This is a genomic window from Streptomyces sp. CB02414 (assembly GCF_001905385.1).
Taxonomy (GTDB): Bacteria; Actinomycetota; Actinomycetes; order Streptomycetales; family Streptomycetaceae; genus Streptomyces.
Genome location: NZ_LIPF01000004.1, coordinates 280,569 through 305,417 on the forward strand (window position 1 = coordinate 280,569; position 24,849 = coordinate 305,417).

23 protein-coding genes are annotated in these 24,849 nt (G+C 71.3%); 10 read left to right on the forward strand and 13 right to left on the reverse strand.

What is annotated here, in order from left to right:
* The first annotated feature begins 138 nt into the window (after window positions 1–138).
* Window positions 139–747 (forward strand): mycofactocin system transcriptional regulator, encoded by a 609-nt coding sequence (mftR, locus tag AMK11_RS15315; protein WP_241846979.1) that lies wholly within the window; start codon window positions 139–141, stop codon window positions 745–747.
* Here the strand turns inward: mftR and mftF are convergent.
* Genes mftF through mftA form a run of 6 tightly spaced genes read right to left on the reverse strand, consistent with a single transcriptional unit; the run spans window position 663 to window position 5,883 of the window.
* Window positions 663–2,183: a mycofactocin biosynthesis glycosyltransferase MftF gene (mftF, locus tag AMK11_RS15320; protein WP_073727305.1), complete on the reverse strand. Its 1,521-nt coding sequence runs from the start codon at window positions 2,181–2,183 to the stop codon at window positions 663–665. The genes mftR and mftF overlap by 85 nt on opposite strands.
* A complete protein-coding gene (mftE, locus tag AMK11_RS15325; RefSeq protein ID WP_073727307.1) occupies window positions 2,180–2,905 on the reverse strand; it encodes a mycofactocin biosynthesis peptidyl-dipeptidase MftE in 726 nt (241 codons plus the stop codon). Before mftE ends, mftF begins: the two co-directional genes overlap by 4 nt.
* A 3-nt stretch (window positions 2,906–2,908) precedes the next feature.
* The gene (gene mftD / locus AMK11_RS15330) at window positions 2,909–4,090 is read right to left on the reverse strand and encodes a pre-mycofactocin synthase MftD (RefSeq protein ID WP_073727309.1); all 1,182 of its coding nucleotides are present in this window, start codon (window positions 4,088–4,090) and stop codon (window positions 2,909–2,911) included.
* Between the two features lie 37 nt (window positions 4,091–4,127).
* Entirely contained in the window at window positions 4,128–5,393 is a 1,266-nt protein-coding gene (mftC, locus tag AMK11_RS15335; protein WP_073727311.1) for a mycofactocin radical SAM maturase, read from the reverse strand.
* Window positions 5,390–5,683 (reverse strand): mycofactocin biosynthesis chaperone MftB, encoded by a 294-nt coding sequence (gene mftB / locus AMK11_RS15340; protein ID WP_073727313.1) that lies wholly within the window; start codon window positions 5,681–5,683, stop codon window positions 5,390–5,392. The genes mftC and mftB overlap by 4 nt, the downstream gene beginning before the upstream one ends.
* Before the next feature lie 8 nt (window positions 5,684–5,691).
* Complete coding sequence (gene mftA / locus AMK11_RS38150; protein WP_079187451.1) at window positions 5,692–5,883, reverse strand: mycofactocin precursor MftA; 192 nt, start codon at window positions 5,881–5,883, stop codon at window positions 5,692–5,694.
* 99 nt (window positions 5,884–5,982) lie between these two features.
* Here mftA and mftG point away from each other — a divergent pair, with 99 nt between their 5' ends.
* A complete protein-coding gene (mftG, locus tag AMK11_RS15350; protein WP_241846980.1) occupies window positions 5,983–7,551 on the forward strand; it encodes a mycofactocin dehydrogenase MftG in 1,569 nt (522 codons plus the stop codon).
* A 7-nt stretch (window positions 7,552–7,558) separates the two neighbouring features.
* On the opposite strand, the gene AMK11_RS15355 is transcribed toward mftG, so the two are convergent.
* Together AMK11_RS15355 and AMK11_RS15360 are read right to left on the reverse strand one after the other, a co-directional pair.
* Window positions 7,559–8,980 (reverse strand): amidohydrolase family protein, encoded by a 1,422-nt coding sequence (locus AMK11_RS15355; protein WP_073727319.1) that lies wholly within the window; start codon window positions 8,978–8,980, stop codon window positions 7,559–7,561.
* Between the two features lie 19 nt (window positions 8,981–8,999).
* Window positions 9,000–10,229 carry a CoA transferase gene (locus AMK11_RS15360; RefSeq protein ID WP_241846981.1) on the reverse strand — a complete coding sequence of 410 codons (1,230 nt, stop codon included), beginning with the start codon at window positions 10,227–10,229 and terminating at the stop codon, window positions 9,000–9,002.
* 113 nt (window positions 10,230–10,342) lie between these two features.
* On the opposite strand from AMK11_RS15360, the gene AMK11_RS15365 reads away from it, so the two are divergent.
* The 4 genes from AMK11_RS15365 to AMK11_RS15380 all read left to right on the forward strand — a co-directional run bounded on the left by AMK11_RS15365 (window position 10,343) and on the right by AMK11_RS15380 (window position 14,347).
* A complete protein-coding gene (locus AMK11_RS15365) occupies window positions 10,343–11,404 on the forward strand; it encodes an enoyl-CoA hydratase/isomerase family protein (RefSeq protein WP_073727323.1) in 1,062 nt (353 codons plus the stop codon).
* A gap of 117 nt (window positions 11,405–11,521) precedes the next feature.
* Window positions 11,522–12,391 (forward strand): LLM class F420-dependent oxidoreductase, encoded by an 870-nt coding sequence (locus AMK11_RS15370; protein ID WP_073727325.1) that lies wholly within the window; start codon window positions 11,522–11,524, stop codon window positions 12,389–12,391.
* A gap of 73 nt (window positions 12,392–12,464) precedes the next feature.
* Window positions 12,465–13,724 carry an amidohydrolase family protein gene (locus AMK11_RS15375; RefSeq protein WP_073727327.1) on the forward strand — a complete coding sequence of 420 codons (1,260 nt, stop codon included), beginning with the start codon at window positions 12,465–12,467 and terminating at the stop codon, window positions 13,722–13,724.
* Between the two features lie 95 nt (window positions 13,725–13,819).
* Window positions 13,820–14,347, forward strand: coding sequence for an FAS1-like dehydratase domain-containing protein (locus AMK11_RS15380; protein ID WP_073727329.1), 528 nt, complete (start codon window positions 13,820–13,822; stop codon window positions 14,345–14,347).
* A 104-nt stretch (window positions 14,348–14,451) separates the two neighbouring features.
* Here AMK11_RS15380 and AMK11_RS15385 read toward each other — a convergent pair whose 3' ends face one another.
* Genes AMK11_RS15385 through AMK11_RS15405 form a run of 5 tightly spaced genes read right to left on the reverse strand, consistent with a single transcriptional unit; the run spans window position 14,452 to window position 19,251 of the window.
* Window positions 14,452–15,384, reverse strand: coding sequence for a VOC family protein (locus AMK11_RS15385; protein WP_073727331.1), 933 nt, complete (start codon window positions 15,382–15,384; stop codon window positions 14,452–14,454).
* A gap of 11 nt (window positions 15,385–15,395) precedes the next feature.
* The gene (locus AMK11_RS15390; protein ID WP_073727333.1) at window positions 15,396–15,731 is read right to left on the reverse strand and encodes a hypothetical protein; all 336 of its coding nucleotides are present in this window, start codon (window positions 15,729–15,731) and stop codon (window positions 15,396–15,398) included.
* A gap of 44 nt (window positions 15,732–15,775) precedes the next feature.
* Window positions 15,776–17,194 carry a carboxyl transferase domain-containing protein gene (locus AMK11_RS15395; protein ID WP_073727335.1) on the reverse strand — a complete coding sequence of 473 codons (1,419 nt, stop codon included), beginning with the start codon at window positions 17,192–17,194 and terminating at the stop codon, window positions 15,776–15,778.
* On the reverse strand, window positions 17,184–18,038 hold the full coding sequence (locus tag AMK11_RS15400) for a 3-hydroxyacyl-CoA dehydrogenase family protein (RefSeq protein WP_073727337.1): 855 nt from the start codon (window positions 18,036–18,038) through the stop codon (window positions 17,184–17,186). The genes AMK11_RS15395 and AMK11_RS15400 overlap by 11 nt, the downstream gene beginning before the upstream one ends.
* Window positions 18,039–18,081: 43 nt before the next feature.
* Complete coding sequence (locus tag AMK11_RS15405; RefSeq protein WP_073727339.1) at window positions 18,082–19,251, reverse strand: thiolase family protein; 1,170 nt, start codon at window positions 19,249–19,251, stop codon at window positions 18,082–18,084.
* A gap of 107 nt (window positions 19,252–19,358) precedes the next feature.
* Between AMK11_RS15405 and AMK11_RS15410 the strand changes: the two genes are divergently transcribed.
* From AMK11_RS15410 to AMK11_RS15425, 4 genes are all read left to right on the forward strand, one after another.
* Complete coding sequence (locus AMK11_RS15410; RefSeq protein WP_274535674.1) at window positions 19,359–20,504, forward strand: LacI family DNA-binding transcriptional regulator; 1,146 nt, start codon at window positions 19,359–19,361, stop codon at window positions 20,502–20,504.
* A 340-nt stretch (window positions 20,505–20,844) separates the two neighbouring features.
* Window positions 20,845–21,972, forward strand: a complete 1,128-nt coding sequence (locus AMK11_RS15415; RefSeq protein WP_073727343.1) for an acyl-CoA dehydrogenase family protein — start codon at window positions 20,845–20,847, stop codon at window positions 21,970–21,972.
* Between the two features lie 49 nt (window positions 21,973–22,021).
* A complete protein-coding gene (locus tag AMK11_RS15420) occupies window positions 22,022–23,263 on the forward strand; it encodes an acyl-CoA dehydrogenase family protein (RefSeq protein ID WP_073727345.1) in 1,242 nt (413 codons plus the stop codon).
* Window positions 23,264–23,327: 64 nt separating this feature from the next.
* Window positions 23,328–24,836, forward strand: coding sequence for a class I adenylate-forming enzyme family protein (locus AMK11_RS15425; protein WP_073727347.1), 1,509 nt, complete (start codon window positions 23,328–23,330; stop codon window positions 24,834–24,836).
* Window positions 24,837–24,849: the final 13 nt, after the last annotated feature.

A 24,849-nucleotide genomic window follows, 5' to 3' on the forward strand; every position in this document is an offset into this window, starting at 1 on the left:
TTTCCCGACGATCACCGTCGGTATTTCCGCGCTTTTTGGGCGCGAGCGCGCACGCGGCGTATCTTTGTGCAGTGCAGTGCAGTGCAGTGCAGCGCGGCCCGCCCAGGGGGCCGAGGCCGTGGTGAGGGGAGAGAACCGGTGGAGCCGTCCGCGATCGGCACGGTCGACGACGCCCGGGGCAGGAGCGGCCGTCCGAGGTCGACCTCGCGGGCCGATCTCGAGCGGATCGGCTTCGAACTCTTCGAGCGGAAGGGGTTCGAGGAGAGCACGATCGACGACATCGCGGGCGCGGCGGGCATCAGCCGGCGGACGTTCTTCCGGTACTTCGCCTCCAAGAACGACTTGGTGTGGGGCGACTTCGAGGGACAGTTGGTCCGGTTGCGGGAACTGCTGGCGGCGGTTCCCGAGGACGTGTCGCTGATCGACGGGTTGCGCGCCACCATCATCGAGTTCAACAGCTTCGACCGTGACACCGTGCCGTGGCACCGCCGCAGGATGGAGCTGATCCTCAACGTGCCCGCACTGCAGGCCGACTCCGCGCTGCGTTACAACTCCTGGCGCTCGATCATCACCGAATTCGTCGCCGAACGGACCGGGTGCACACCGCGCGACCTGGAACCCCGGCTGATCGGGAACCTGGCACTGGCCGCGTCCGTCGCGTCCTACGAACTGTGGCTGGAGGACGGTACGGCCGAGCTGCCGGATCTGATGGACGCGGCGTTCCGGCGGCTCGCGGCCGGTTTCTGAGCTGACGTGTCCCTAGTGGTCCGCTCCCCGGCGGCCCCGGAGGCGCGGAGCAGCCGAGGCCGCAGTGCCGCCACGGAACGGCCTCTGAAGGCGGAGATCCACACCCCGGTTCCGTACGCGAGATCGTCGAGGCGCCGCGCCAGTCCGTAGCGGACCGGATCCAGTCCGACTCGCGAGCGTCGGTACTCGAGCGCGATGTCCGCGAACGCTGCCACGGCCGCCGCGCGCCGCACCCGGCGGGAGACGAGGCAGCCCACGGCGGTGAGCGGCCACCAGTGCCGCGTCATCAGCGCGCCGGTCTGGCTCAGCGCGGCGACGGCGCCGTTGGCCGTGAGCCGTACCCCCAGCCGGCCGGAGTGCTCGACGGGGCCGAGCTTCCGGGCGATGCGCATCGCCGTCACCGCGCCGCACGCCGCGGCGACCGGCACCGACCAGCGCCGCTGGGCCAGCAGGGCCGCGACCGCCACGGTGCTCCACGGTGCCAGGACCGCCGGGGCCACCGAACCGGGGTGCCGCTCGGCGAGGGGATGCGCACCGGTGCCGTATTCGGCCTTGCGGACGAACCAGTCGCGGAAGTCGACCCGGTGCTCGTGGGCGGCCGTCGACGCCGGCTCGTACCGCATCCGCCAGCCCCGCGCGATCACGCGCCAGCCGAAGTCCACGTCCTCGCCCACCCGCATCCGTTCGTCGAAGCCGTCACCGAGCGCGTCGACGCGGGCGACCACGCAGGCGGTGGAAGCCCAGGACACGAACGATCCCGGACGGACCAGCGCCGGGCGCGAACCCAGGTCCAGGGAGGAGCGGGCCTGCTCGTACCGGCCGATCCAGTTGTCCGACCCGGCGGTCCTCAGCCCGGTGATGCGGGGCACGGCGATACCGAGGCGCGGGTCCGTGAAATGCCTCAACAAGGTGGGCACGGTGTCCTCGGCGAGCACGATGTCGGAATCGACGAACACGACGAAGGGGGTGCGGACCAGACGGAGGCCCGCGTTGCGCGCACCCGCCGGGCCGAGGTTCTCCGACAGCGGCAGGAACTGGGCGCCGTGCCGCACCGCGACCGCCTCGATCGCGGCCGCGTCCCGTGAGGCGTCGTCCACGACGATCACCTCGCTGCCGGGAGCGATGCTGCCGAGGAGCCGGTCGAGCTGCCGCGCCCGGTCGCGGACCGGTACGACGTATGTGCACCGTGGATCCGGGTGCGGCGGCAGTTCCGCGACGAGCGGATGGGCGAGGCCGAGGTCGAGCAGCCGGTCGACGAGCACGGCGCTCGCGGCGTCGCGCACCCGCGCTGTGCGTCCCTCCAACAACGCGCGGGCGCGAGGTGTCAGCCGCAGCAGGCGGGTCACCGGGGCGCCGCCGAGCAGCGCACGCCCGTCGTCGACGACGAGAGCGTGCGGATCGAGGGCGACGGCGAAACCGTGCGGCAGCCCGGTCACCGGGAGGCCTCCGCGGCCGGGCCGGCCAGGCGACCGCGCCGGTCCGGGGCGGCGGTGAGGATGCGCCGCGCCGTCGCGTCGACCAGCGCGTCCACCAGTCGGCGGCCCTCCTCGGCGCAAGCGCCCCCCGGATCGCCCAGCACTCCGTTCGGCGCGACCGAATGGACGCCACCGGCGAGCAGCGCCGGCATCAGGACGTCCAACGGGCGGGTGTCCCCGGCGGCGGCCGCGGTCACCGCCACCTCGTGCGGCGCGAGATGGAGCATCACGGAGGTCTCGGTCCGGCCCGCGTGCGCGTCACCGCCCGCAAAGGCGCACCCCGTCCAGGAGACGTCGTGCCCTTCGTCGCGCAGTTGTGTCACCGCCTCGTCGAGGGTGCGCACGTTGCCGCCGTGCCCGTTGACGAACACCACCCGCGAGGCCCACAGCGCCAGTGACCGCACGGTCTCGATCAGGACGATGCGCAGGGCCTCGTGACCGATGGAGACCGTGCCGGGAAAACCGGCGTGCTCACCGCTGTTGCCGTACGCGAGGGTCGGTGCGACCAGCACGGGTCCCGGCAGCCGGCCCGCCACTCGGTCGGCGACCGCGCGGGCGACGACGCTGTCGGTGGTGAGCGGCAGATGTGGTCCGTGCTGCTCCGTAGAGCCGACCGGTACGAGCACGAGCGGGCCGTCGGCGGGCACGGCCGGCCAAACGGCGCGGGCGAGTTCGATCCTCACGGGTCAGTCGCCGGCGCCCAGGGTGCGAGTGAAGCCGTCGGGGATCACCAGGTCGTCCGGGCCCAGTTCGCCGACGGAGGAGTGCCCGAGGCCGAGCACGGCGGAGTCGAGGCCGCCCCGGAGGATGTCGAGGACGTTCTCCACGCCGGCCTGCCCGTTGGCGGCCAGGCCCCACAGGTACGCCCGCCCGATCAGGACGGCCCGCGCGCCGAGGGCCAGGGCCTTCGCCACGTCGCCGCCGCGCCGTACGCCCCCGTCGAGGAGCACCTCCACCTGGTCGCCGACGGCTTCGGCGACGGCGGGCAGGACGCGGACGGTCGCGGGGGTGGTGTCGAGGTTGTTGCCCCCGTGGTTGGAGACGGACAGGGCGGTGACGCCGGCGTCCACGGCGCGCTTGGCGTCGTCGACGCGGGTGACGCCCTTCAGGAGGAAGGGCCCGTCCCACTCCTTGGCCAGCCAGCTCACGTCCTCCCACGTGGGCGGCTCGGTCTGCATCCACTCGCCGTACGCGCCGAAGAAGGTGGGCGCCGCGCCGCCGGGGGCCGTGAGGTTGGGCGTGGTCAGGTCCGGGATGCGGCCGCTGCGGGCGAACCGCCACAGCCAGCCGGGGTGCGGCAGCACGTCCGGTGCGAGCTTCAGCATCGTCTTGAGGTCGACCTTCTCGGGGATGGTGGGGCTGCCCCAGTCGCGGCCGTTGGAGAACGACCAGTCGAGCGTGACGATGAGGGCCTTGCACCCGGCGGCCCTGGCCCGCTCCATACGCTGCAGCATGGTGTCGCGGCTGCCGGACCAGTACATCTGGAAGGCCGTGTCGGGGTTGGCCGCGGTGACCTCTTCGACGGGCTTGCTGGCGAACGAACTGAGCCCCATCGGGATGCCCCGGTTCGCCGCGGCCCGGGCGACGGCCACCTCGCCGTCCGGATGGACGGCCTGGACCCCGGTGGGTGAGATCATCACCGGGAAGGCCGATTCCATGCCCAGAACCGTCGTCCTCAGGTCCCGCTGCGCGTGGTGGCCCACCACGCGGGGGGCGAAGCCCAGTGCGGCGAAGGCGCGGCTGTTGTCGTCAAGGGTGCGGCCGCGTTCGGACCCGGCGACCAGCGCGCCGTACACCATGCGCGGCAGGCGCTTCTTGGCCCGGCGCTGGGCCTCGGCGACCGTCTCGAACCAGGGGTTTCTGCTCATGGAACCATGCACCCATTTCCTGTTGCAGCGTGTGGGGTCACCTGACGAGATGCCCGGCCTCGTCCGTGAGGTGTGCCGGCCGGAGCCCGGCCAGCGGAGACTCGGCGCACGCGCTGACCGGAGGTCCGTCGAGGTCCTCGCGCCGGACGATGGCGACGTCGACGGCGGTCGAGCGGCGGGCGCGCGGCTCGGTGCGGTGGGAGTGGTCGCCGGACGGCTTCGGCACCGCGCCCCGCGTCGCGAGGAGCGGTTCGCCGTATCCTTGGACGCACTCGGGGTCCGGGCCGTCCAGCGGCAGTCCGGTGAAGAACTTGGCGGCCATGCAGCCGCCCTTGCAGGTGTCGTAGAAGGCGCATGAGGCGCAGGCTCCGCCCTGCTGCGGCTCGCGCAGCCGCAGGAACAGCTCCGACGTGCGCCACACGCCGGCGAAGCCGCCCTGCCCGCGCACGCTCCCGGCCAGGAACTCGTCGTGGATGGCGAAGGGGCAGGCGTACACGTCGCCGACCGGGTCGATCAGGCACACCACGCGTCCCGCGCCGCACAGGTTCAACCCCGGCAACGGTTCCCCGAAGGCCGACAGGTGGAAGAAGGAGTCGCCGGTCAGCACGTTGTCGCCGTGGGCGATCAGCCAGTCGTACAGCTCGCGCTGTTGCTCGGGCAGCGGGTGCAGGTCGTCCCACACGTCCGCGCCCCGGCCGGACGGACGCAGCCGGGTCAGCCGCAGCTGGGCGCCGTACCGGTCGGCCAGCGCCTTGAAGTCGTCGAGCTGCGGGATGTTGTGCCGGGTGCACACCACGGAGAGCTTGAAGTTCTTCATCCCGGCGTCGGCCAGGTGGCCCATGGCGCGCAGGGCGGTGGCGTGGGAACCAGCGCCGCGCACGGCGTCGTTGACCTCGGCGGTCGCGCCGTCGAGTGAGATCTGCACGTCCACGTAGTCGTTCGCGGCGAGCCGCGCGGCGATCTCGGGCGTGATCCGCACGCCGTTCGTGGAGAACTTCACGCCCACGTGGTGGGCGGTGGCGTAGTCGAGCAGCTCCCAGAAGTCGGGCCGCACGGTCGGCTCGCCACCGCCGATGTTGACGTAGAAGACCTGCATGGCCTCCAGCTCGTCGATGACGGCTTTCGCCTCCGCGGTGGTCAGTTCGCGCGGGTCCCGGCGGCCGGAGCTGGAGAGGCAGTGCGCGCACGACAGGTTGCAGGCGTACGTCAGCTCCCAGGTCAGACAGATCGGGGCGTCGAGGCCGTACTCGAAGAGGTCGACCAGACGGGCGGCGGCGCGCGGTCGCGCGGAGGTCGCGGTCATGGGGGAGGGGTCCTTTCGACCAGCATCGACGACTGGGCCAGCGCGGCCAGCGCGCGTCCGTACCGGGGGACGTCCTCGGCGTCGACGCCCGCGGCCGCGCAGGCCGCACGTGCGGAGGGGGCTGTCGCGAGCGCCTCGACCAGGGCGAGCAGTGTCCGGTCCTTGAGGAACGACAGCTTGCGGGTGCCGAAGTGGTAGAGGAGGGCTCCGAACGGCTCGGGTCGCACCGAGACCTGCGGGTGCACCCGCCAGGCACGATCGAGGTCGAGCCCCGTGTTCACGGCGGACACGGCGTGGCCTAGTAGACGCCGCACATGCCGTCGATGGACACCTCTTCGACCAGGTCGTCGGCCTCGACGAGGTCGGTCAGGTGATCGGCCGGCGCGGTGCCGGTGTGCTCCTGCGGCTCGGTACCGACGGAGGCGGTCTCGCTCATACGTCTCTCCTCGCAGTGCTGGAAGTCCGGCCCGTACAGGGCTGTTCGGCTCATCGTGAGAGTATTGGCATGCGGTGCCAAAAGGCTAGGCGTCGGGTGGCGTGAATTTCTCCGGCGCGGATCAGCAGCATGCGGCGAGCCCTTGGAGCGGACGTGGATCTCGAACTCGTGCGGGCCTTCCGGCGAACACCTGACGTGGTCGTGGTCGGCGCAGGGGCCGCCGGAGCGGTCCTCGCGGCCCGCCTGAGCGAGGATCCCGACCGCGAGGTGGTCCTCCTGGAGGCCGGCCCCGCCCCGCGCGACGCGGCCGGATTCGGTCCCGCCCTGCTGGACGCCAGACTCGTGCCGGGGGCACAGCCAGGTCATCCCGCCACCAGCGCCCACCCCGTGCGGCTCCTGGACGGACGCCCCTGGACGGTGCCGCGCGGTCACGTCCTCGGCGGCTCGACGACGGTCAACGGGGGCTACTTCATCCGGGCCCGGCGCGGGGACTTCGACCGCTGGGCCGCGGCGGGCAACCCGGCCTGGGCCTACGCCGAGGTGCTGCCCCTTCTGCGCGCCCTGGAGACGGACCTGGATCACGTCCCGGGCCACCTGCACGGTGACCGCGGCCCGATGCGCGTCCGTCGCGCCCCGCTCAAGCACCCGGCGGCCCTGGCCTTCCGCGACGCCGCGCAGGCCCTCGGCTTCCCCGCCGAGCCGGACAAGAACGGCCAGGCGGTCCCCGGATTCGGTCCCGTTCCCTCCAACTCGGTGAACGGGGTGCGCCGCAACACCGCGCTCGGCTATCTGACCGCCGACGTCCTCGGCCGCCCCAACCTCACGGTCCTGGGCGGCACACGAGCCCGCCGGATCACCGTCGAGCACGGCCGGGCCACCGCCGTCCTCGTCGAGAGCGGCGGGCGGCGGGCGAAACTGAACGCGGGCGAGGTGGTCCTCAGTGCCGGTGCCCTCTCCTCCGCCCACCTGCTCCAGCTCTCCGGCATCGGCCCCCGCTCCGACCTGGAGCGCCTGGGCATCCCGGTCGTACTCGACGCTCCCGCGATCGGGGCGCGGTTCAGCGACCACCCCCAACTGACCCTGGACTGGCGCCCGCACGAAGAGCCGGACGAACCATCCGACTCCTGGCTGGGCGGCTGTCTCCACCTGCCTTGCGACGGCCCGGGAGACGTCGAGATCCTCCAGTCACTGATCCCGATGGCCGGACTGACGAGCGGCAGGTTGCGCGCCCCCGGTGCTCCCCTGTCCTTCCTCGTCTCCGCCCTGACCCCGCGTCCCACCGGCCGCCTTCGCCTGCGGTCACCTGACGGGTCCGTACCTCCCGACGTCGACTACGGCTACCTGAGCGCTCCCGGCGACTACGGCCGGCTACGGCTGGCCGTGCGCGTCACGGCCGCACTCCTCAGCACCTCGCCCCTGGCGGCACTCTCCGGCGGGCTGCTCGCCCCGGGCCCGGCCGTCCTCGACGACGACCGTGCCCTCGACGGCTGGATACGCGACCACCTGGGCACGGCCCACCACACGTGCGGAACCGTCCCGATGGGCCCCGCCGACGAGCCGGAGCGCGCCGCGGTCGATCAGTACGGTCGCGTCCACGGCGTGCGCGGGCTCCGGGTGGCGGACACGTCGATACTGCCCGACGCACCTCAACGGGGTCCGGCGGCGACCGCCGTCCTGGTCGGCGAGGTGATCGCCGATGCGATCCGGCGGGCACTGCGGTGAGCGGCCGCTAGCCGGGGGGCAGGAACGTCGCGCGGACCGCCTGGGCCGTGGGGTCCGCGAGGATCCCGGCCCGGCACGTGTGCAGCAGCACCAGGTCGGCGACCGTCCCGGCTTCGATCCGCCGGGGCGGCCCGCCGGGATCCTCGAGCGGTGCGAGGAGGGCGTTCAGCGCGGCTTGCGGTGTCAGGGCCTCCCGGGCAGTGAAGACGTCCCCGAGCGGAGTCGTGCGCCGCACGGCGGCGGCCATGACGGCCCACGGGTCGAGGGGACCGTAGGGCGCGTCGGAGGACAGAGCGACGGGTACGCCGGCGTCGACTAGGGACCGGCAGCGGTACAGGTCGGCGTGCTCGTCCTCCGGCACGTCCCGGGCGTAGGCGTCGCCGCGGTCCGCGAGGAAGCCGGGCTGGGTCACCACCCGCAGTCCCAGTGCCGCGATGTCACCGATCAGCTCGTCCGGTACGAGTGCGGCGTGTTCGATCCTGTCGCCGGGCACGGTACCCGTCTCCCGCAGCGCCACCAGCAGCAGCACCAGCGCCTCGCGGGTCACCGCGTGCACGGCGACGGCCCGGCGGGCGGACCGGGCGGCACGGATCCGTTCGACGAGACCGTCGAGCGAGGGAAGCCCCGAGTCCGCCAGAACGATCTTGTAGGGGCCGGCCGTCGGGCCGCGCGCCCCGCTGAAGACGTCGCCGCGCGGGGAGCCGAGCGGTGCGCCCAGCAGGTGCACCCGCTGCGGAAGCCGTCCGGTCCCCATGCTGTCGGCGATGGCTGTGAGAGCGCGCGGGGAGAGGTCGGGCGTGGCGTCGGTGACCCGGGTGACACCGAACCGGGTGAGCTCCCGGCCGACGGGGGCGAGCTCCGGCGGACGTGACCGGGGCAGTCGGCCGCGAAGCCAGTCGTCCGCCCGCCACAGCCGTCCCGTCGGTGCGCCGGTCGCATCGCGTTCGATGCCCGGATGATCGCCGTCCGCCAGGGAAAGGCGCTGCGCCGCCCGCGAGTTGACGATCCACAGGGCTCCGCTGCGGTGCTGGAGGCGCACGGGGCTGTGCGCGTGGAACCGGTCCAACGCCGCCATGTCCAGGTCACCGGCCACCGACTCGTGGTAGCCGACACCGCGGATCCAGCCCTGGGCGTCGGGGGACGCCGAGCCGAGGGCGGCGGCGAGCCCGGCCTCGTCGCGCACGGCGGGTGGCCCGCACCGCACCGACCGACGGTCCGCGGCGAGGGCGTGCAGGTGCAGATGGTGATCGGCCAGACCGGGCAGCAGCGCTCCGCCCAGGCAGTCCACCGTCTCCTCCCCCGGGCGGCGCGGCAGACGCGCGGCGATGCCCGTCACGCGTCCGCCCGCGACCCGGACGTCGGCACGCCGGCCGTCGTCGAGCTCGGCGTCGCGCAGGAGCACCTCACCCACCACGCGAACTTCCGTCATGGCGTCGGCCTCCGCCCCGTCATGGCATCGGGATGCCGAGTCCGCGCAGCACCTCGCCGGTGTGCGTGCCCATGTCCGGGGCCTCGGCGACGGGTTCACGCCGACGCGGTGCGGCGACGGGTACCCACCGCCCGCCGGCCTCCACCGCCCAACCCGTACCGAGACGGCGAGCGGCGGGGGAGGGGCCCGGCTCCGGACCGAGTGTCGCGGCGACGACGTCGTGCATCGCGATGTCGTGGAGCACGCCGCTACCGCCGACGGGCGCCGTCAACGCCGCGGCGGCCGCGGTGAGGCCGGTCAGCGGATCCGCCATGGCGTCACCGCAGAACAAGGGGGTGCCGTCGCTCTCGCGCGCGACGAGCCCCGCGCCCGCCGCGACATCGTCGCCGAACCCCACGCGCTCGCTCGACCGCCCGGCGGCGGTGATCGAGATCCAGGTGGTGCCGGAGGCCACCGCGGCCCGGGCGTCGAGTCCGAAACGTGCCAGCGCACGCGGCCGGGACGCCTCGATGACGATGTCGGCCGCCGCGACCAGGGCTGCCAACGCACGTCGGCCCGCAGCGGTACCGGGATCCAGGACGACGGAACGATGGCCCGCGTGCAGAAGTCGGTAGAAGTCCTGCTGACCGCGGCGCGCTCCGTCCGGGCGGCTCGGCGTCTCGACCTTGACCACGCGCGCCCCCGCCAGCCCGAGCAGTTGGGCACAGAGAGGTCCGGCCCACAGGGCACTGAAGTCCACGACGAGCAGTCCCTTCACCGGCCGTGCTGCCGTGGGTGCCGTGGACGGTCCGGCCGGACGCTCGGCCGCCGGTGTCCGAACCGGACCGGCGGCGAGCCCCAGCAACTCGGCGCGTCGCGCCAGTTCGGCACCGCTGTGCTCCCGCAGCCACGCCGCGACCACGGGCCAGGGGTCGTCCTCCGGCAGGCGGCTTTCCACCAGCGCGCCGAGCAACGCGGGATCGTCCGGTCGGGCACACGACACGGCGGCCCAGCCGTCGGCGGTCGGCAACAGCCGGCAGCCGCCACCCGCCGAAGTCGGGCCACGCCGGACATGACCGGTGAAGGCGGCCCGTTCGGCGAGCAGCGCGGCGCCGTCGACGCGCACGGGGGATCCGGTGCCGGCGGTCATCTCGTGGATCCGGTCGGACAGTTCCCGGGCGTACGACGCCGCCCGCCCCGGAGGTACCAAGGGCGGCCCGTCGGCTCGTCCGGTCAGGGCGAGGATGCCGCTGGATGCCCAGTCACTCACCGAATCGGTGGCGCACATGGTTCCGACCGGCCGTGATCCGGTGTGATCGTCGACATGCCGCCGACGATACACTCGCCGCCCGTCGCCACGACCTCGAAGGAGCGTGGGCCTCCATGACGTCCGTGCCCGTGATCACCCCGGCACAACTGGCGTCCGGCGCGGCGCACTCCGTACTGCTCGACGAACAAGCGGCGCCGGACACGCCCGTGCTGGCCGTCGACCTCGACGCGACCGCCGATCAGGACACACTCGCCACCGCCGCTCGCCGCGCACGGGCCTGCGACCGCGTCCTCATCGGGGTGAGCAGGGCCGCGCCCACAGCGTCCTCGCCCGCGGGGGATCTCGTGGAGGTCCTCGACCTGACCCTCACGCGACATGAACCGTCACCCGCGGACCGTCCGTGTGTCCACGCCCCCGACCCGGCGGCCGTCCTCGACGGGATCGGCGCCGCCGCGACCGCCAATCCCCGAGCCGTGCTCATCCTGGCCGGGCTGCTGCGCACGAGCGGGTCACTCCTCGTACGCGACGCACTCGACGCGGAGTCCCTGGCCTACTCCACCCTGCTCGGTGGAGCAGAGTTCGCACGCTGGCTGGCCGCGCGCGGCCCGAGCCGTCGGCCCGAGCGTGTCCAGGACCCCGTCCTGGTGACGCGCCAGGAAAACGTGCTGACGGTGACCCTCAACCGCCCGGCACGGCGCAACGCCTACGACCGCCACCTGCGGGACGCGCTGGTCGAAGCCCTGAACGTCGCCCTGCTCGACGACACGGTGCAGCGAGTTGTCCTCGTCGGCGCCGGGACCGCCTTCTGCTCCGGCGGCGACCTGGACGAGTTCGGCACCGCGCCGGACCCGGTCACCGCGCACCTGCTCCGTACCCGAGCCGGAGCGGGTCGGCTGCTGCACGAGCTGACGGACCGGGTGGAGGCGCGGGTGCACGGCACCTGCGTGGGCTCGGGGGTCGAGCTGCCCGCCTTCGCCTCGGTCGTCAAGGCGGCTCCGGGCAGCACGTTCCGGTTGCCGGAGATTTCGATGGGTCTGATACCCGGAGCCGGTGGCACCGTCAGCATCCCACGACGCATCGGACGCTGGCGCACTCTCTACCTGGCACTCACCGGCCTGGCTCTTCCCGCGACGACCGCCCTGTCCTGGGGGCTGATCGACGTCCTCCGCGAGTAACTTCGAACCATTTCCCGGGCCGGGGCCTTGCCCTGGTCTGGCCATCCGCGTAATCATGCGATAGATCTCTAAGTATCGAAGTGCAAGTGACCACAACGTGGGCGGTTCGGAGCACGCATGAAACTCGCACTGCACATCAACGACTACGCAGGACTCGGCGCCCCCGCCCGGATGGCATCGGCTCTGGCCCGCATCGCGAGAACAGCCGAGGACACCGGCTTCTGCCGGCTCAGCCTGACGGACCACGTCTGGCAGATCAGCATGATCGGTGAAGAGCACGAGCCGATGCTGGAGTCGTACACGACCCTGGGGTTCCTGGCCGGACAGACGCGGACGATCGAGCTGCAGACCCTTGTCACGGCGGCGACCTACCGCCCGCCCGGGCTCCTCGCCAAGATCGTCACCACCCTGGACGTTCTTTCCGGGGGCCGGGCCTGGCTCGGGATAGGCGCGGGCTGGAACGAGCAGGAGGCCGTCGGCCTCGGTCTGCCGTACGGTCCGCAGAGCGAGCGATTCGCGCGCCTGGAGGAGACAGTCCGTATCTGTACGCAGATGTGGGGCGAGGGGCAGGAGTCCTTCGTCGGCGAGCATCATCAACTGGCCAGTACCCTCAACTCGCCTCAGGCGCTGAGCAGTCCGCGCCCGCGCATCCTCATCGGGGGCGGCGGCGAGCGGGTGACCCTGCGACTGGCGGCACGCTACGCGGACGCCATCAACGTATACGGCGGCCCCGACGCGGGTCAGAAGGTGACCCGGCTGCGCGAGCACTGCGAGGCGGTCGGACGGGACGTCGACAAGATCGAGAAGACCGCCTTCCTCCCGATCGCGCTCAAAACCGCCGGCGATGTGGATCGCCTGCTCGACGAGTTGCGCCGCCTCCACGAATCGGAGTTCACCACCGTCTACGGCGCCGTCGCGGATGTCGCCGCGCTCGCGCCACTGGAGACGCTCGGCTCGAAGGTCGTCCCCGAGATCGCCACATGGTGACCCGCTTCGTTCTGCTCCCGCCCCACCCGCGCCGAGCACCGCTCCAACTCTGCAGCTCTCGAAGGGAGACGCGATGAACGTCAACGACATGATCCTGGTGAGCATCGACGACCACGTGGTCGAGCCGCCCGACATGTTCGACAACCACGTCCCGGCCAAGTACAGGGACCAGGCGCCGAAGTCCATCCTGGACGAGAACGGCTACGAGCGGTGGTGGTTCCAGGGCAAGTCCAGCGGGTCCATCGGGCTCAACGCCGTCGTCGGCTGGCCCAAGGAGGAGTGGGGCATGAATCCCTCCACCTTCGCGGAGATGCGCCCCGGCAGCTACAACGTGCACGAGCGCGTGCGTGACATGAACCGCAACGGCATCCTCGCCTCGATGTGCTTCCCGTCGTTCGCCGGATTCAGCGCGCGCTACTTCCAGGAGGTGGAGGACAAGGACCTCTCCCTCATCATGCTCAAGGCCTACAACGACTGGCACATCGACGAGTGGGCGACGAGCTACCCGGGCCGCTTCATTCCCGTCGGGCTGATGCCGGTGTGGGACAAGGACGAGCTGGCCGCGGAGGTGAGGCGGGTCGCGGCCAAGGGCGTCCGGTCGGTCTCCATGCCCGAACTGCCCCACCTGCAAGGGCTGCCCAGCTACCACGACCTCGACTACTGGGACCCGTTCTTCCGGGCGGTGTGCGAGAACGACGTCGTCATGTGCCTGCACATCGGGCAGGGTTTCGCGGCCATCCGCAACGCTCCGGACGCCCCGATCGACAACATGATCATCCTCGCCACCCAGGTCTCCACGTTCGCGGCCCAGGACCTGCTGTGGGGCGGCGCGATGGCCAAGTACCCCGACCTGAAGATCGCCTGGTCGGAGGCGGGCATCGGATGGATCCCGTTCTACCTGGACCGGTGCGACCGGCACTACACGAACCAGCGTTGGTTGGGACACGACTTCGGCGGCAAGCTGCCCAGCGAGCTCTTCCGCGAGCACTCCCTGGCCTGCTACGTCACCGACCCCACCGCGCTCAAGGTCCGGCACGACATCGGCATCTCCAACATCGCGTGGGAGTGCGACTTCCCGCACTCGGACACGATCTGGCCGGACGCGCCCGAGTTCGTCCTCAACGAGATGAACGGCGCGGGAGTCCCCGACCACGAGATCAACATGATCACGTACGAGAACACCTGCCGGTTCTTCGGCTGGGACCCCTTCAAGCACATCCCCAAGAAGGACGCGAACGTCGGGGCCCTGCGCGCCCTGGCCTCCGACGTGGACACCTCGGTCCGCTCCAAGCACGAGTGGCGTGAGCTGTACGAGCTGTCCCAGCGTTCCTGATGAGACCACCGGCGCCGTCGGACACACAGTCTGGGGAGGTTCGTGTGCCCGACGGCACCGGTCGTAGGTGTCACGTACTGGAAGGACTGGCAAGCATGAGCGAAGCCGGACTCGTCCGCGCTGACATGGCGGGCGTCGTCGGCCTGCCGTACGGACGCATGATCTCGTATCCGGTCAGCGCCTCCGACATCCGCAAGTGGGCGCGAGCGGTGTACTACCCGGAGCCGGCACCCGTGCGCTACACCGACCCGGAGACGGCCGAGGACGGCGGGCCGGCCGCTCCCCTGGACTTCAACCCCTTCGCCTGGGGGCCCGCCGTGCGGATCTCCGACGAACGGGGGATCGAGACCGCCGCGGCGTACCGCAGGGTCGGTGCCATGGAGCACCACCTCGGAGTCGTCCCGCCGGACCTGAAGCGGGCGCTCAACGGGGGTGTGTCGGTGACCTACACCGAGGTCCGGATGAAGCCCGGGGACGTGATCACCGCGGAGTCCGCGATCGCCGGCTACCGGGAGAAGCAGGGCCGGCTCGGCCTCATGCTGATGACGGACGTCGACACCGTCTGGACCAACCAGGACGGCCTCCGCCTCAAGACACACCGCATGACCCTCATCCGCTACTGAGAACCGCCATGCCGCCGGGGTACGCGGGCGCCGGCGGTGACGCGGACGGCCCGGCATCGCGGCGATCCAGATCGGGATCCAGCCGCGGCGCCGGGCCGTTCCGCTCAGGCGAAGGGGTCCCCTTCGATCTCCTCCGTACTGAAGAAGATGGGCGCCCCGAACGTGTCCTCGACATCGGTGACGATCAGCTCGTCACGCACGCGCGTCGTACGGACCGCGTTCTTGTGCAGCCAGCTCTCCGCCGAACCCAGGTCGCGCACCTTGAACCTGAGGCTGTAGATCATGTTGCCCCACCGTTCGACGTGCCTGCCGAGATCGGATCCGGCGTCCATCGGCTCCGCGAGCTGCAGCAGGCAGTCGCCGAGCTGAAGCGTCGCGTACTTCGCCGCCAGGTCGGGGTCCACACCGGTCTGCACGGGTACGGCCTGCATGATGTCGACGTACGTCTTCACGGCCGCGGCCAGGTGACGGACGCCCAGCGTGACGTAGGAGAAGCGCTCGATGGTCAGCGGATGCGATCGCCACATCCGCTCCAGCGACGACCAGGTCTCCTGGTCGCGCGGGTCGCCCGGCATGTCCGTGCGGCACAGCTCCACCATCAGACCGGCGGTGTCCCGCGGACTGGGGAAGAAGTAGAGGGTCTCCGGATCGAGCTTGTCTATCTTGCCCCCACCGGGCTTGCCGATGTAGATGCCGCGCTCCAGCAGGCGGTCGGCCAGACCCGGGAGATCGTCCACCTTGTAGCCCACCGAGTGCAGGTGGCGGCCGAACTTCGTGTAGAACTTGCCGACGGGAAGCTGGGGATCGGCCGGCATCTTGGGCGCCATGGTCTCGATGCACAGATCGCCGATCATGAGCAGCGTCGCGTAGCGGTCCTCGGGCGGCAGATAGTGGGGCTCGTCCACGCCCATGTACACGTAGGCGCCCATGACGTCCTCGTAGAACCGGCGCAGTTGCTGAGCGTCGTCGGACATGTGGACGACGTGCACCATCTGCCCGATCCCGTGGTCGCCGGTCCGCTGGACCTTCTTCTTCATGGTTCCGCTCCCTACTGCTCGTCGGATTCGAGGGCGTACCACTGCAGCGCGGGAGGATCACCGGCCAGATCCATGGCGTCCGAGGGGACCAGCCCGCCCGCCGCCACTGCCGCTCCGAGGCGCTGCGCAGCCTCGGCCACATCCACCTCGCCCAGGTTGTAGACGGTGAGGAAGCGTGCGGGGCGCTCGGGATCGGCCGGGTCCACGAGTCGGTACCGCTTCACCTGCGTGATCGAGGGGATGGCGGCCCGTACCTCGGGGATGTGGACCTTCTCGTACCAGTCGGCGAACTCGGCGGTCCGGTCGGGTACGGGGCTTGCCCAGGCGAGCAGTGCCGATTTGCCCATCGATGACTCTCCTTACGATCAGGGGTGGATGTGCCGCCGCACCGCTATTCGGTCAGGGCCGCGGCGGTGACCGTGTCGGGGCGGCTGTTCCGGGTTCCGACGCGGCCGTGGGACAGGGACTGGACGATCGCCGACCGCACCGCCGCCACGTGCTCCGGCAGTACGCGGTCGACGATGCCCAGACGCAGCAGATCGGTGGGTGTCATGCGGAGGGAGCGAGCGAGCCGCGGCGCCTGCCCGGCGTCGCGGTAGAGGATCGCCGCGCCCGCCTCGGGACCGATCACGGAGAACGCGGCGCCGTTCAACATGAGCAGCTCGTCGGTGTGCGCGAGGGCCATGGCGCCGCCGCTGCCGCCCTCACCCACCACCAGGCACACGCTGGGGGTGGGCAGTTCCGCCAGGGACACGAGAGTCGCGGCGATCTCGCCCGCGAGACCTCCCGCCTCCGAGGCGGGGCGCGGGTCGGCGCCCGGGGTGTCGACGAACGTGAGCACGGGCAGCCCGATGCGGCCCGCGAGCCGCACGGCTCGTTGCGCGAGGCGGTACGCACCCGGGCCCGGTGCGCCCGGCCGGAAAGTGCCGGCGAAGCGGTCCATCGCCAGGACCACGACCGGCCGCTCGTCGACGGTGGCGATTCCGGCCCGCAACGCCGGGTCGCTGCCGCGGATCTCGGTCCAGGAACCGGTGAGCCACGCCGCCCATTCGAGTCCCGACGGGCGGTTTCTGCCGCGGGCCCGCCGCAGGTGCGGATAGGGGGAGTGGACCGGGGGAGTGGTGTCGGGGAGCGGGGGGCGGCCCGGCGGCAGTGTCAGCGGGGGCGCCTCGGTCAGGCCCACGGCCGCGGCAAGCCAGGACCAGCAGTCGTCCCGGGCGACGATGGCGTCGACCAGACCGTGCCGCACGGCCGACTCGGCGGTGTGCGAAGTGGCGGGCGGATACGCGCCGGTGACCTCGGCGACGACCCGCGGTCCACCGAAGCCGATGGTGGCCTCGGGCTCGGCGGCGCGCACGTCGGCGACCGACACGAACGAGGCGAAGACGCCGCCGGTTGTCGGTGAGCGCAGGTGCGTCGCCGAACGGAGCCCCGCGGCCGCGTGCCGACCGGCGGCCGCCACAGTGCGGGGCATCTGCAGGAGGGACACCATCCCCTCCTGCAGACGGGCCCCGCCCGTCGAGACCGTCTCGACCACGGGTACGCCCAGGCGCACGGCCCGGTCGAAGGCGCGTACGATACGCTCCCCGGCGACGGCCCCCATCGTGCCGCCCATACGCCGGAAGTCGCAGTCGATCCACACGGCCCGCCGTCCGCCGAGTTCGACCAGTGCCGTCCGCACGGACTCGGCCGTCGGGTCCGGCACCTCGTATCCGGGAAAGTCCAGCGGGTCGGTGGAACGGAGGCCGCCGTCCCACACTTCGACGACCTCGGCCGGCAGGTCGGCGCGGGCGAGCGGCTCAGTCGTCATAGGTGTAGAAGCCCCGCCCGCTCTTGCGGCCCAGCCATCCCAGGCGGACGTACTGCTTGAGGAGAGGAGGCGGGAAGTACTTCGGGTCCTTGTACTCCTCGTACATCGACGCGGCCATGTCGTGGACGATGTCCAGGCCGATGAGGTCGCTGAGCCGGAACGGCCCCATCTTGTGGTTGAACCCGAGCTGGATCACCGCGTCGATCGACTCCATGTCCGCGACGCCCCGCTCGAAGGCGCGGATGGCGTCGAGGAGGTACGGCACGATCAGCAGGTTGCCCACGAAGCCGGGGACATCGTTGACCAGGACGGGGGACTTGCCCAGGCCCGTCGCCAGAGCCGTCACCGCGTCGATGCACTCCTGTTCGGTCACCGGTGTCCTGATCACCTCGACCAGGCGCATGGCCGGCACCGGATTGAAGAAGTGCAGGCCCACGATCTGCTGGGGACGCGAGGTCGCGGCAGCCAGGATCACCAGGGGGATGGTGGACGTGTTGGACGCGATGAGGGTGTCGGGGCCGACCATCTCGTCGATCGCCGCCAGCAGCCGCTTCTTGAGTTCGACGTCCTCGTACACGGCCTCGACCACGAGGTCCGCCTGGCTGATGGCGGCCAGTTCCGTCGTCAGTTCGTAGTGGCTACGGGCCTGTTCAACCTGGTCGGCGGTGATCTTGCCGCGCTCGGCACTGGCCCTCAGGCCGGCCTCGATGCGCTCGCGAGCCGCGTCGACCCGGGCTTCGTCCGGTTCGACACCCACGACCTCCAGACCGTTCTGGGCGGCGAGCTGGATGATGCCGCCGCCCATCGTGCCGCAGCCGACGACGGCTATCTTCTTGATGTCCATGAAGGGGGTTCACTCCTCGACGGGCAGGCGTATACGTGCGGGATCAAGGCACTTCGACGATGACGGCGCCGCCTTGCCCACCGCCGGCGCACATGGCCGCGAGGCCACGGCCGCCGCCTCGGCGGCGCAGCTCGTGGACCAGGGTCGTCACCATGCGCGCGCCGCTCGCGGCGATCGGGTGGCCGAGGCTGCAGCCGCTGCCGTGGACGTTCACCCGGTCCTCGTCGAGTCCGAGTTCCTGGCAGGCCGCGACGGGAACCGAGGCGAACGCTTCGTTGATCTCCCACAGGTCGATGTCGGAGACGGACAGCCCGGCCCGGTCGAGAACCTTCACCGAGGCGTCGATGGCCCCGACACCGGTGAACTCCGGGTCGACGCCGACCGCCGTCCAGGCGCGCACGGTCGCCAGCACGGGTATGCCCTGTTCGCGTGCCAGAGCGTCCGAGAGCACGGTGAGCGCGGCCGCGCCGTCGTTGACCCCGGCGGCGTTACCCGCAGTGATCGAGAAACCCTCGATCTCCGGGTGGAGAGGCTTGAGCCGGGCCAGTTGCTCGGCCGACGTGGTGGGACGAGGGTGCTCGTCGACGGCGAAGGCGACCATCGAACCGTTGCGCCGGGCCACCTTGATCGGCGCGATCTCGTCGGCGAACAGGCCCTCCTCGATCGCGGCGACCGCCCGCTGATGCGAGCGCAGCGCCCACGCGTCCATCTGCTCGCGCGTGATCCCGAACTTCCGGGCCACGTTCCAGCCGACGCTCAGGGTCACGTCGTCGGTCGCGTCCTCGCTGTACGGGAAGGTCGGCGGGATCCGCTTCTCCATGTCGTCACTGAGCGGCACACGCCAGCTCAGGACCGGCGCGGTGGAGAAGGAGTGCACACCGCCGGCGACCACGGCGCGGTCCATACCGGCCCGGACGTTCGCGGCGGCCGTTCCGATCGCGGTCAGACCGCTGGCGCAGTGCCGGTTCAGCGCCACACCGGGTACCTGGGTCATTCCCGCCGCGACGGCCGCATGACGGGCCAGGTCGCCGCCGCCGTAGAGCGACTCCCCGAAGATCACGTCGTCGAACTGCTCAGCCGCCACTGAGGAGCGGAGAACGGCCTCGCGCAGGACGTGCAGGGCGAGTACCTCGGCCGGGGTCTCGGCAAGGGTGCCCTTGTACGCCGTCCCGATCGGAGTCCGCACCGCACTGGTGATCACAGCTTCGGGCACGAGACACCACCTCACTGTGTTGTTGGAAGGGCGCCCGACAGTGATATAGGCGGGCAGCGAAGATGACGTTAGTCGATAGATTCAAAATCGTAAATGTGTCTGCCATCATGGACCGGGAGGGCGGGTCGCCGCCCCCTCTTGGGGCCCGCTCCGATGAGTGGGAGGATCACCCGAGGATCTCGTGCGGGTGGCCCACCCGCCGATCGACGCCTGGAGGTTGCGTGCCCAGACGACCGGATGCCGGACGTGCGCCGAGTCGCGGCGGCGCACGCCGGGCCACCAGTGTGGACGTGGCGCGGCTGGCGGGTGTCTCCCGGACCACGGTGAGCGATGTCCTCAACGACCAGCGGGTCGAGCGGTACCACCCGGAGACCGTCGAGCGCGTGCGCAGCGCCGCAGCGGAACTGGGCTACGTGCGATCGGCCGCAGGTCGGGCCCTGGTGATGGGCCGCAGCGACTTCGTCGTCGTCGTGGTGCCCCATGTGACGTACATGCGCTTCCAGGACATCATCGAGGCCTTCACCGGCCATATCGAAGACTTGGGTTTCAGTACGGTCGTGCACTTCAAGGGGCCGAAGGACGCGGAGAACGCGGGCCGGAGCCGGCTGCTGAACCTCGTCGACGCGCTGCGGCCCGTGGGGGTGGTCGACCTCGGCGGACTCACCGACCGCGAGGCCGCGGCCGTCGAACGGATCGGCTGCCCGCTGATAGCGCAGGAGAAGCCGGTCGACGTCAACGCCTGGATCGGGTCGCTGCAGGCCGAGCACCTGCACTCAAGGGGCTTCACGGAGTTGGCGTACGCGTTCCTGTCCGACGCGCGCGACGAGCCCTATGGGCGTGCGCGCTCCGCCTCGGTCGCCGACTACTGCGCCGCCGAAGGGCTCGGCGCACCGACCCACCTGCATGTACCGATCGAACCCCAAGGGGCGCGAGAGGCGCTCGCCGGGCTGGTCGAGCAGCGCGGATGCCCCGTGGGCGTCGCCTGCCACAATGACGAGGTCGCCATCGCCGTGGTGTTCGCCGCCCAGCGGCTGGGCCTGCGTGTGCCGGACGATGTCGCGGTGATCGGTGTCGAGGGGGGCGACCTGGGTCAGGTGGTGGTGCCTCGCCTCAGCACGGTGATGGGGGATGTCGCCGCGTCGGTCCAGCACGTGCGCCACTCGCTCGCGCGTGTCTGTGGCGGTTCCGTCCCGCCGGGTGACCTCCCGCGCTTGGCGGACGTGTTCCGGGTGCTGCCGGGCGAGACGACCTGATCGAGGCGGGGCGGGAGAGGGCTGTTCGCGCTCGCGTCGGGCGCTGACACGCCCGTCGGCGATGTCCCCACGCATGCCGTCCGCCGTCCCGGAGCGGACTGGCGTGGCGTCGACGATGCCACCGGCGGTGTCACGACCGTAGCGGCCCGGCTGCCGTCGTTGCCGGTGGGCTTTGTCGTGCTGCTCGGCCCGGGGTGAGCGGAGGTCATGTTCCTCGACCGTCACGCCGGTTCGCGGCATGCTTCGATGGATCGAATTCCAAACAGTTCGATACATTGACAAGTGTTCTGGTGCGGTGTTCAGTGGGGGCCACCCAGAGCCAAGGTGAGAGGAAGACCCGATGGAGCTCGCGCTGTCGCCGGATCAGAGGCTCTTTCGGGAATCGGCCAAAGGGCACCTGGAGAAGGAGTACTCGCTCGACCGGGTGCGGGGCATGAAGGACGGCGAGCCTCGCTGGAGCAGGCAGTGGTGGAGCAAGGGCGCCGACCTGGGCTGGGCCGCCGCACTCGTCCCCGAGGAGCTGGGCGGAGGCAGCGTGTCCGGTGAGGGCGTACGCGACCTGAGCCTGCTGGCCGAGGAACTCGGCACCGGCGTCGCCCCCGGCCCGCTGCTCCCTGTCAACGTCGTCCTCGCCGGGCTCGTCGCCGCCCAGGGGCGCGGCCCCGATCACAGCGCGGAGATCGAGGCTCTGGTGGCGGGTGAGTCCGTGGCCACCTGGGCCGTCTACGAACCCGGTGCCGAGTGGGCGCCGCTGGAAGCCTCCCTCTCCGCCACGCGTGACGGCGACTCCTTCCTGCTCCAGGGGGTCAAGGACCGGGTCCAGGAGGCGGACCAGGCGGACCTCCTGCTCGTCACGGCCAACACCCCCGGCGGCCTCGCTCAGTTCCTCGTGCCGACCTCGGCGCCGGGAGTTTCGGTGAGCCCTCAGTGGTCCCTGGATCTGTCCCGCTCCTTCAGCGAGGTCCGCTTGGACGAGGTCCGGGTCGGGGGCGAGGCCCTGGTCGGCACGCCGGGCGAGAAGGAGACCGTGGAACGCCAGTTGCAGATCGCGGTGGTCATCCAGTGCTCCGAGATGTGTGCGGCACTGGACCGCGCCTTCGCCCTCACCACACAATGGGCCTTCGACCGCTACTCCTTCGGCCGGCCGCTCGCCTCCTACCAGGCGCTCAAGCACCGGATCGCCGACATGCGCACCTGGCTGGAGGCCTGTCACGCCACGACGCAGGCGGCGGCAGCCGCCGTCCAGGAACAGTCTCCCCAGGCGGCCAGGCTGGTCAGCACGGCCAAGTCGTACGTCGGTGACCGCTCGCTCGTGATCCTTCAGGACTGCGTCCAGCTGCACGGCGGCATCGGCGTGACCTGGGAGCACGCCCTGCACCTGTATCTGCGTCGGGCCACCCTCGACCAGGCCCACTACGGAACACCGCAGGACCACCGTCTGCGCCTGGCGGACCTCGCCTCCCTGTGAACCTCCCCGAACACCCCTCCTGACGTGACCGGTGAAGGACCGAACTGCGATGAGCCATAACGCGACGGAGAGCGTCGAGTCGTTCCGTGCCAGGGCCCGTACCTGGCTGGCCGAGAACATGCCCCGGCTGGGTGACCGGCCGCAGTCGGGGACGGGCGAGGACGACACCCACGAGTGGGAACGGGCCCGAGAGTTGCAGCAGAGGCTGTACGCGGGTGGATTCGCCGGCATCTGCTTCCCCGAGGAGTACGGCGGCCTCGGGCTGTCCAGTGCCCATCAGGAGGCGTTCACCGAGGAGTCGGGCGGCTACGAGATGCCCCTGCTGCTCAACGTGCCGTCCTTCGCCATCTGCTCCGCGACGCTGCTCGACACCGGCAGCGAGGAGCAGAAGCGCGCCCGCATCGGGGCGGCGATCAGGGGCGAGGAGGTCCTGTGCCAGCTGCTGTCCGAGCCTAGCGGCGGTTCCGACCTGGCCGGACTGATCACACGCGCGGAGCGCGACGGTGACGAGTGGGTGCTCAACGGGGCCAAGACGTGGAGCACTTCTGCGTACGCCGCCGACTGGAGTCTGTGTCTCGCCCGGACGAACTGGGACGTGCCCAAGCACCAGGGCCTCACGATGTTCCTCGTCCCGCTGAAGGCTCCGGGACTGACGTTGAACCGGGTCCGCATGGTCAACGGCTCGCTGGAATTCTGCGAGGAGTTCTTCGACGACGTACGGCTGCCGGCGTCGGCCGTGGTCGGCGAGGTCGACGGCGGCTGGACGGTAGCCTCCCGCCAACTGTTCCACGAGCGCAACGCGGTGGGCGGCGGCTCGCCGTACGTGAGCGGTGAGGGCGGCATGCGGGCCACACCGCACCCGAACCCGCTCGACATGGCACGCGCCTCGGGCCGGGCCGCGGACCCGAGGGTGCGGGAACTGGTCGGCGAGTACCTGGCGTTGAAGACCGTGCACGAACAGACCGTGGGGCGGGTCACCAGGGCGATGGCCACCGAGGTGCTGCCGCCCGCGGCCTCCTCCCTCCTGCGGCTCCTGCATGCCGAGTACGCGCACCTGAGCGACGATCACACGGTCCGGATCGCCGGCGCCGGTATCGCGACCGGTGCTGGTACCGAGCCCGGTGCCACCGGGTATGCCGCCACCGGGTTCCTCATGCGGCAGGGTGTGAGCCTCGGCGGAGGCAGCACGGAGATCGCGCGCAACATCGTCAGCGAGCGCCTGCTCGGCATGCCGCGGGAGCCCGCACCCGATCGAGGCGTGCCGTTCAACCAGGTCAAGCGCGGTAGCTGACCGGCCGGCCACGCCGGCTACCTGATGCACTTTCCCCCTCACGACAACACGTGCTGGAGATGCCATGAATCTCGCGATGGTCCTCGACATGGTGGTCGGCGGCATGCCCGACCGCGTCCTGATCGGCGACCGCGAGACCGGAATGACCGCGGCGAACCTGCGCTCCCGTGCGCTGGCCGGCGCCGAGCGGTTGCGGGAGGCCGGCGCGCGGCGACTGGTGTACCTCGGCCCGAACGGTCCGGCGTTCCCCGTGGCACTGTTCGCGGCCGCCTTCGCAGACGTGCCCTTCCTGCCCCTCAACTTCCGCCTCGGCGAGCAGCAGCTGGCGGAGGTGATGGCTCGTCAGGACACTCCGTTCATCGTGACCGACACCCCGGACCGTGTCGCCGCGACGGCCGCGGCGGGAATCTCCGGCACAGAGGAGTTTCTCGCCCTCCCGGCGACCGACGGCACGTCGACGGCCGCCGAGACGGTCGACCCGGACTCCCCGGCCGTGCTCCTGATGACGAGCGGCACCACGGCCGCTCCGAAGAGTGCCGTGTTGCGGCACCGCAACCTGACGGCCTACCTGTTCGGCTCCGTCGAGTTCGGCTCCGTGCCCGACACGGACGCCACACTCGTGAGCGTCCCGCCCTACCACATAGCGGCCGTCGCCAACGCCCTGTCGAACCTATACGCCGGGCGCCGGGTCGTGCACCTGGACAGGTTCACCCCGGGCGGCTGGCTGGACGTGGTCGAGCGTCAGCACGTCACGCACGCCATGGTGGTGCCGACCATGCTGGCCCGGATCGTGACGGAGCTGAGGGAGCGGGGCGCCGAGGGGCCGCGATCGCTGAAGTCCCTCTCCTACGGAGGCGCCAGGATCGCGCCCGAGGTGATAGAGGAAGCCCTCCGGCTCTTCCCGGACACGGGGTTCGTGAACGCCTACGGTCTGACCGAGACGGCCTCCTCGATCGCCGTGCTCGGCCCCGACGACCACCGCGAGGCCGCCGCCGGAACGACACCGGAGGTACGGGCCCGTCTCGGATCGGTGGGCCGGGCGCTGCCCTCGGTGGAGGTCGAGGTGCGCGACGACGAGGGGCGGGCATGCCCGGCCGGTGTCGTGGGCGACATCGTCGTCCGCGGACCCCAGGTCGCGGGGGAGTACCTGGAGGCCGGCAGCCTCCTGCGGGACGGCGGCTGGTTCCCCACGCGGGACCGCGGCTACCTCGACGCGGAAGGCTACCTCTTCGTGCGCGGCCGGGCCGACGACACGATCATCCGGGGCGGGGAGAACATCGCGCCGGCCGAGATCGAGGACGTCCTCGGCTCCCACCCCGCCGTCCGGGAATGCGTCGTGGCCGGAGTGCCGGACGTCGAGTGGGGCCAGCGCATCGGCGCCTTCGTCCTGCTCCGCCCCGGGGTCCGGGCCGAGGCCGAGGAACTCCGCACCTGGGTCCGGGACCGGCTGCGCAGTTCCAAGACCCCCGACCACGTCCTCTTCGTCGAGGAGTTCCCGACGACACCGACCGGCAAGGTGCTGCGCCGCGATCTCGTCGGCCTCGTCCGCGAGAACGGCCCCGTGTCCGCCTGATTCCACCGGTCCA

Bases quoted from the DNA above. Each gene is read 5' to 3' on its own strand.
- mftD (WP_073727309.1), bottom strand. From the start codon at position 4,090: ATGAGCAGAAACCCCTGGTTCGAGACGGTCGCCGAGGCCCAGCGCCGG.
- mftC (WP_073727311.1), bottom strand. From the start codon at position 5,393: ATGACCGCGACCTCCGCGCGACCGCGCGCCGCCGCCCGTCTGGTCGAC.
- mftA (WP_079187451.1), bottom strand. From the start codon at position 5,883: ATGAGCCGAACAGCCCTGTACGGGCCGGACTTCCAGCACTGCGAGGAG.
- AMK11_RS15355 (WP_073727319.1), bottom strand. From the start codon at position 8,980: ATGACGGAAGTTCGCGTGGTGGGTGAGGTGCTCCTGCGCGACGCCGAG.
- AMK11_RS15365 (WP_073727323.1), top strand. From the start codon at position 10,343: ATGACGTCCGTGCCCGTGATCACCCCGGCACAACTGGCGTCCGGCGCG.
- AMK11_RS15370 (WP_073727325.1), top strand. From the start codon at position 11,522: ATGAAACTCGCACTGCACATCAACGACTACGCAGGACTCGGCGCCCCC.
- AMK11_RS15375 (WP_073727327.1), top strand. From the start codon at position 12,465: ATGAACGTCAACGACATGATCCTGGTGAGCATCGACGACCACGTGGTC.
- AMK11_RS15380 (WP_073727329.1), top strand. From the start codon at position 13,820: ATGAGCGAAGCCGGACTCGTCCGCGCTGACATGGCGGGCGTCGTCGGC.
- AMK11_RS15385 (WP_073727331.1), bottom strand. From the start codon at position 15,384: ATGAAGAAGAAGGTCCAGCGGACCGGCGACCACGGGATCGGGCAGATG.
- AMK11_RS15390 (WP_073727333.1), bottom strand. From the start codon at position 15,731: ATGGGCAAATCGGCACTGCTCGCCTGGGCAAGCCCCGTACCCGACCGG.
- AMK11_RS15395 (WP_073727335.1), bottom strand. From the start codon at position 17,194: ATGACGACTGAGCCGCTCGCCCGCGCCGACCTGCCGGCCGAGGTCGTC.
- AMK11_RS15400 (WP_073727337.1), bottom strand. From the start codon at position 18,038: ATGGACATCAAGAAGATAGCCGTCGTCGGCTGCGGCACGATGGGCGGC.
- AMK11_RS15410 (WP_274535674.1), top strand. From the start codon at position 19,359: ATGGACCGGGAGGGCGGGTCGCCGCCCCCTCTTGGGGCCCGCTCCGAT.
- AMK11_RS15415 (WP_073727343.1), top strand. From the start codon at position 20,845: ATGGAGCTCGCGCTGTCGCCGGATCAGAGGCTCTTTCGGGAATCGGCC.
- AMK11_RS15420 (WP_073727345.1), top strand. From the start codon at position 22,022: ATGAGCCATAACGCGACGGAGAGCGTCGAGTCGTTCCGTGCCAGGGCC.
- AMK11_RS15425 (WP_073727347.1), top strand. From the start codon at position 23,328: ATGAATCTCGCGATGGTCCTCGACATGGTGGTCGGCGGCATGCCCGAC.